This is a genomic window from Pseudomonadota bacterium, from assembly GCA_010028905.1.
In the GTDB taxonomy this organism is placed as follows: domain Bacteria; phylum Vulcanimicrobiota; class Xenobia; order RGZZ01; family RGZZ01; genus RGZZ01.
On record RGZZ01000298.1, the window covers coordinates 1 to 6,300 of the forward strand.

Consider the following 6,300-nt stretch of genomic DNA (forward strand, 5'->3'; position numbering starts at 1 on the left):
CCAGCGCTCGCCGGAAGCGCGGGTGTTCGTGGTGCATCGCCTCGACAAGGGAACCTCGGGCCTGCTCATGCTCGCGCGTAGCGAATCGGTGAAACGCACACTGCAAGATCGGTGGCGCGAGGTCGAGAAGAAGTACTTCGCCATCGTCGAGGGGCGCCCGAAGCCCGCCGCAGACGTCATCCACACCCAGCTGCGCGAGAACCGCGGGCTCGAGGTCTACTCGACCGAAGAAGGCGACGGCGATGACGCCATCACCGCCTACCGAACGGTGAAGACGACCAAGACCTACGCCCTGCTCGAGGTGACCCTGCAGACGGGCCGCAAGAACCAGATCCGCGTGCACCTCGCCGAACGCGGACATCCTGTGGCGGGCGATCGCAAATACGGCGGCAAGCCCTCCCCTGCCCGCCGCCTCGCCCTGCACGCCTGCAGCCTCGCCTTCACCCATCCGGTGCGTGGCGAGCGCATCACCCTCACCTGCCCGCTCCCGGCCCCGCTCGAGGTTCTGCTGGGGTAGGTCTGAAGGGCAGGAGAACGCAGGATCCTGCCCAAAGTGCCCTTGAGATGTGTGGGAAGGTGGGAACGGCCATGCGATTGCGTGCGATTGGATTGATGCTGCTGGGCGCCCTTGTGGCAGGCGGTCTGCGCCCGACCTGGGGGCAGGAGACGTTCAAGATCGGCCAGATCTTCGACGCCCATCGCGTGAAGCTGGGGGGCCTCGAGCGCACCGTTGCGCTGCGCGTGTTCAAGATGGTGCCGGCGGGTGACGAGTTCTTCACCTACGCCCAGCTCGTGACACTCGACGGTGCCGCAAGCCAGGCCCACGTGATCTACGAGGGCCCGCAGGTGGGTACGACCGACAAGGAACCGTACCGCTTCGTGCAAGGCCCCGCGGGAACCGAGCGCATCGACTTCGTGGGCGACATCGATGGAGACGGCGCCACCGAGGTCGTCTCGGCGCGCATGCAGTCAGACGTGCGCCCCCCCACCTGGCGGGTCTACCGCTGGAGCGGCAAGGCCTTCACGTTCGTGCGCAGCGCACGCCTCATGGGAACGCCCGACGCGAAGACCTTCTCGTGGAGCACGCGCGACATCACCGCGACCCTGAAGATGCCCTGGGTGAGCCGCGTGATCCGCGCCGCGGGCAGCGGGCAGATCGAGGCCGAGATCACGAGCTACGACGGGCAGAGCACGATGAAGCAGGGAACCGCGGTTCTGCAGGCCCAGGGCAGCGCGGGCTACCGTGTCGTGCGATGGATCAAGCCGCTGACCATCATGCGGTGAACCCGCGCGAGCTGCGGCCGCTCAGCGCACCGGCGTCGGGGGCGCTGAGGGGGGCGGCGACGCTGGAGAGGTGGGCCCCGGAACGATCGGGGGGTTCTTGAGGAAGGCGTACATCTGATCGCGCGCGTGCGGGTTGAAGAGCACGCCCACGTGCCCGCCGTGCTCAAAGATGCGCGCGGCCTGATCGGGTGCCGGCGCTGATTCGAGGGCGCGGAACGCGGCCACGTTGGCCGGCTGCAGAATGTAATCGTCGGCCGATGACAGGGTGAGCACAGGCACCCCGTGCCCGCTGGCCTGCGCCAGCAGGTTCGTGTAGCTGTAGGTCTGCGCCACCTGCTCGAGCGTCTCGCCGGGGTTCGTGGCCTGCATGTCAGCGCGCATCACCTGGTCGATGTACTGCGCGTAGGTGGCCCCGCTCAGTTGCTTCTGCTGCGAGGGCGAGGTATTCGTCGGGATGTGGTAGTGCTCGAGCACCTGCTCGAGGTGATCGCGCGAGGCCATGGTATCGGCCAGGTATTTCTCGACATCGGTGTCCTGCCGCTTCGCGACGTAGCTCTCCCCGATGCGGTCGTAGCCGTAGTAGGTCACCGCGGCCCCGTACGACGCAAGGACCCCGCTCACGTTGTGGGGCGGGTCGTACTGGGTGCGCAGACCGTCAAGGGCCTGCAGGCTGTCGCAGAGGTTCTGCGGCGGCGAGATGGCGACCAGGCTGCCTTGCACGGTCGATGCGCCGGCGCCTGCATCGTGGTCGTGCGCGACCACCGAGGCGCCGAGAAGCGATCCGTAGGAATAGCCCACCGCCGACACGTTCTCGTAGAAGCCAGGGTGACGCTTCTGCAGCGCGTGCAGCACGTCACGCGTCACCTGCGTCTCCCACGGGAGGTTGCCTGGCGCATGCTTTGGAACCGCGCCCAGCCACGTCTTCGACCACGGGTTGGGCATGACGGTGTAGTTCATTCCCCGATCGAGGGCCTGGCTCTTGAGCGCCCGCACCTGCGAGGTGATCGTGGTCGAGCCCAGCCCGGGAAAGATGACCAGCATGGGGGCATCTTTGCCATTCTTCAGGTTGACCTCGACGGGAATCGGCTTCTGGAAAGCCTCGGGCACCGCGATCTTCTCGGTCTTGCCGGTCAGCACGGCGTGGTGTGACGCCCAGACCACCGACGCCACGCTTGCCGCGAACGGATCGAGAGCCGGATAGTCGAGCAGCCGCAGGGCGAGGCGCGCGGTGTCGATGGAGTCGGACACCGCGGATGTCGTGGGCCCCGCAGGGGAGGGCTGGGCTGGCGCCGTCGGACGCGCGGTCGCCGCGTGCGAACCTGAGGCGCGGGAGAAGACCTCGACTGGGCTCGCTGACGCCCCTTCCGAGGCGCGCGCAGGCAGACCTGCTCTCGCCGAGATGTAGCGGGAGAGCGGCGCAAGGCCAGGGAGATTCGCGGATACAGGGGCAGACACGGTCGACAGCTCCTGCAACAGGGGTGGTCTCCTCGACGCGCCCGATGGGCTGCACCAGAGGTTGATCCGGATGATAGAGGGTCGCGCTTACCTCGTCAATCCAGCGTTTCGTGAACGTCTTTCACGTCAATGCGTCACGCGAACCTGAAAACCACCCCTTCGAACGGCATCCGGCTGGCCGTGATCGCCATAAGTTAACATCCGGGTCTGCGCAGACAGCCGCGCGCGTCTACTCCGCGGGCGCAAGCTTGCGCAGCAACCGCAGCGCCGGACCGTCGTCCGGTTGAAGGCGCAGGCAGGCGTTCGCCGCCTCGCGCGCGCCGGCACTGTCTTCGGCCCGCAGGGCGTCGAGGGCCACCTGCCACGATTGCATCAGCGCCGTCGCCTCCGCCCCGACCGACTCGTCGGTCACTCCGACGAGCGCGTAGATGGTGACAGCGTTGTTGCGCCCCTTGACCTGCACGTGATCGAGCTCGCGCAGAACGAAACCCGAGCCCGCGCGCTCAGCCCACGCGTCGGTGACCACGATGGGCACGCCGTACTCCCGGGTCAGGCCCTGCACGCGAGAGCCGAGGTTCACGTTGTCGCCCAGGGCGCCGTACTTCTGTCGCTCGGTCGAGCCGATGCGCCCCACGAGCATGCGCCCGGCGTTGAGCCCGATGCCGATCTCGATGCGCGGGTAGCCCATCGCTTCCCAGCGGGGGCGCTGCTCGGCGAGCAGCCGCTGCATGGCGAGGGCCGCGCGACCCGCGCGGGCAGCGTGATCTGGCTGCAGCTCCGGGGCACCGAAGAGCGCCAGGATCTCGTCACCGATGTACTCGATGATGGTGCCGTCCTCGCTCCGGATGGGGTCGCCCATGAGGTCGAAGTACTCCTTCATGAGGCGCAGCAGTCGAGGCGGCTCCCACTTCTCGGCAAACGTGGTGAACCCGCGGATGTCGGCGAAGAGCACCGTGGCGTCGCGCTCATCCCCCTCGTCGCCCACCGCGCCGGCGAGCATGAGGTCGCGCACGCGGGGATCGATGACGGTACCGAACTCGGCGATCACCGACGCCACCTCGAGAACGATCTCATAGGCCACGCTGATGAGGCCCGCCACCATGGCCCCCGCCGCCACGAGCGCAAAAGCCCGCATCACGTAGGAGGTCTCGTTGCCGATGCGCTCGGCGAACACCGGGTCGTGCGGCGCGACCACCCCCGCGATGCGGTGCAGCCCGACCCGCGCCAGGAACCAGTAGACGCCCAGGTAGGCCGCCACCGAGACCCCGGTGACCTTCCAGGTGAACTGGCGGTCGAAGAGGCTGGCCGAGACGATGATGCACAAGAAGTATGCCAGGGTGACAGGACCATTGAAGACAGAGGCTGCCCCATCGCTGCGCGTCATCGCCGCCACCATCAAGATGAGCGTGGGGGAGAGAAGGATCGGCCAGAGCAGACGCTTGTACCAGGCCCCCGCACCGCCCGCGCTGATGACGCGGGTGGCCGCCCAGCACCACACCCCGACCACCCCGAGCATCGCGAAGGTGGTCTCGCCTCCGGTGAGACGCCCCAACGCCATGAGCACCACGCCGAAGAGCGTGCTCACCAGCATGAGCAGCGCCACCACCTGGAACATCTGCAGAAGGGTCACCCGTACCCGTCGCTCGAGCACCGAGCCGACGATCTCGCGGGTGCGGTCAGACGACGAACGAGCCGGAGCGCGGTCTGGGTCCTGAGATGCCATGAGAATAAGGTTCAAGCCCGTCAGGCCAAAGCCTCTTCGAGCGATCGACAGGGAAGCAGGCTGCCGTCAGCCCGTGACGCGCTCGAGTATCTGGGTCACGGCCGCCGCCATGCGGGCGTCGAGCTCGAGCGCCCGCGGATCTGAAGAGGTCGACGGGAGCGCCCCCCGCAGCGACATGGCCACCGATACCCACCGCGGCTGCTCCCCCGCGCGAGCGAGCTGGAGCTCGACATAGGCGGTATAGACCATCTCGACGGTGCGTCGGGCCTGGCTGTATCCAAAGCCCATCTTCGAGAGCACGACCGGAGCCGTGATGGCCGACGACAGCCCCAGCGTTTCCATCGCCACGTCGGTGAAGCGTGCGCTGTCGACCCCGAGTCCGCCCACCACCGCAGAGAGCGCGCTCCAGGGCGTGCCAGGAAGGCGCGACGCCGCAGGTAGGCGGTTGTGCAGCCCTGCTGCGGCGATGAGTCGACAGAGATCGTACGACGAGACGTGGTTGGCCCCCGTGTGATCGGCGCCGGAGGCCTGAAGAACGAGGTGACCTTCGCCATCGACCAGCTGAGGACGCGCCACTGCCGGCGGAGAGCCATATCCCCCTCGGAACTCGAGCGCCGGATCGCGGTTGCCCGTGAACGCGCGAAGCCAGCTCTCGATGCCGCTGGGCGTGTCGAACTGCTTGAGCGCGCGCGCCCACGCATTCGACGTCGGGGTGCCCGCGCGGTAGCTCACGATGTCGTCGATGATCGCGGGCAGACGTCGCGGCGCCAGGTTGCCGCTGGGATCTCGCAGCAGGCAACGCGCGAGATCGACGCCGGGCGATGCCGTTCCCGCGAGCGCCGCAAGACGTTCGATGGGAATGAGCTTGCTGGCGCTCCACTGCTCCACGCTGTCGAGGGCATGTCGTCCCATCCAGCGGCTGTGCACCGCATGGCCATCGAAGGTGCTGACGCAGACCGTGGCCTGGGAGATGTCAGGGTGAAGGAACTCGAGCCCCCCCTCGATCTGCGGAAGCTCTCCCGCGTTCGGGAACAACGGGCCGGACGTCGGTCCCGGAACGGGGAGAGCCTCGAGACGCTGCCGGTACTGCGCGACATCACTGCGCAAGGGCGACGCGTCGATGCCCCTGTCGAGATACGCGAGATGCCCGGGATAGGCCCCCGCCTCCCCGCGCATGTAGCGCTCGAAGAGGACAGGCTCGTCGATGAGGCGCCGAGGTGCGCACGACAGGGAGACCGTGCCCGGCAAGACACCCTGTCTCCCAGATACGGGCGTCACGGGGGACCCCTCCTGGCGCTCCGGATGCTTCGCATAGGCGCGGCCGACTGGGGTCGACAGCAAGGCGGCGTCGCGACCTTCAGCGCCCTCGCTGTCGTCGCGTGGCGTGAGGGCGCAGGCATGACGCCCTCCCACAGGGAGAGCGTGGAGCAGCAGCCTGCCTCCAGGGTCGACGCGGTTTGACGCTTGCATGACGCGCAGTGTATCGCGCGCGCGAACCTGTGAGGTTGCCATCTTGTGAACGTCTCACCCGCGCCCGTCCGGCGCACCCCTCCCTATACGGCAGCCACTACGTGACGCCGATTTAATCGGCCGATGATGATGCTTCAAGCAACCGTGCAGGCGAACGGGCTACCCTGAGAGGAGCAAACGCCCCGCCCACGCAGCGCCAACCATCTGGCGCGCGACGGCGGTGCTCGTGAGAGGGTCTGCTTGATTCGCATCGACGTCCCGCAGGGGGGTCGCCCCGCATTCATTGCACGCGGCCCGGTCACCGCCACGGAGGCGCAGGAGCACGCCGACGCACGGTCTTGCGACGAGACCGACGCGTTCGTGCCCAC

At 67.8% G+C, this 6,300-nt stretch carries 5 protein-coding genes; 2 read left to right on the forward strand and 3 right to left on the reverse strand.

Annotated elements, in window-relative coordinates; genetic code table 11:
• A partial coding sequence (locus EB084_17315) for an RNA pseudouridine synthase (GenBank protein ID NDD30017.1) occupies positions 1-517 on the forward strand: 517 nt, incomplete at its 5' end.
• A gap of 47 nt (positions 518-564) precedes the next feature.
• The gene (locus EB084_17320) at positions 565-1,284 is read left to right on the forward strand and encodes a hypothetical protein (GenBank protein ID NDD30018.1); all 720 of its coding nucleotides are present in this window, start codon (positions 565-567) and stop codon (positions 1,282-1,284) included.
• Positions 1,285-1,305: 21 nt separating this feature from the next.
• On the opposite strand, the gene EB084_17325 is transcribed toward EB084_17320, so the two are convergent.
• From EB084_17325 to EB084_17335, 3 genes are all read right to left on the reverse strand, one after another.
• Positions 1,306-2,532, reverse strand: a complete 1,227-nt coding sequence (locus EB084_17325) for a hypothetical protein (protein ID NDD30019.1) — start codon at positions 2,530-2,532, stop codon at positions 1,306-1,308.
• A gap of 436 nt (positions 2,533-2,968) precedes the next feature.
• The gene (locus EB084_17330) at positions 2,969-4,462 is read right to left on the reverse strand and encodes an adenylate/guanylate cyclase domain-containing protein (protein NDD30020.1); all 1,494 of its coding nucleotides are present in this window, start codon (positions 4,460-4,462) and stop codon (positions 2,969-2,971) included.
• A gap of 66 nt (positions 4,463-4,528) precedes the next feature.
• On the reverse strand, positions 4,529-5,974 hold the full coding sequence (locus EB084_17335; protein ID NDD30021.1) for a hypothetical protein: 1,446 nt from the start codon (positions 5,972-5,974) through the stop codon (positions 4,529-4,531).
• Between the last annotated feature and the right edge of the window lie 326 nt (positions 5,975-6,300).

Bases quoted from the DNA above. Each gene is read 5' to 3' on its own strand.
- EB084_17320 (NDD30018.1), top strand. From the start codon at position 565: ATGTGTGGGAAGGTGGGAACGGCCATGCGATTGCGTGCGATTGGATTG.
- EB084_17330 (NDD30020.1), bottom strand. From the start codon at position 4,462: ATGGCATCTCAGGACCCAGACCGCGCTCCGGCTCGTTCGTCGTCTGAC.
- EB084_17335 (NDD30021.1), bottom strand. From the start codon at position 5,974: ATGGCAACCTCACAGGTTCGCGCGCGCGATACACTGCGCGTCATGCAA.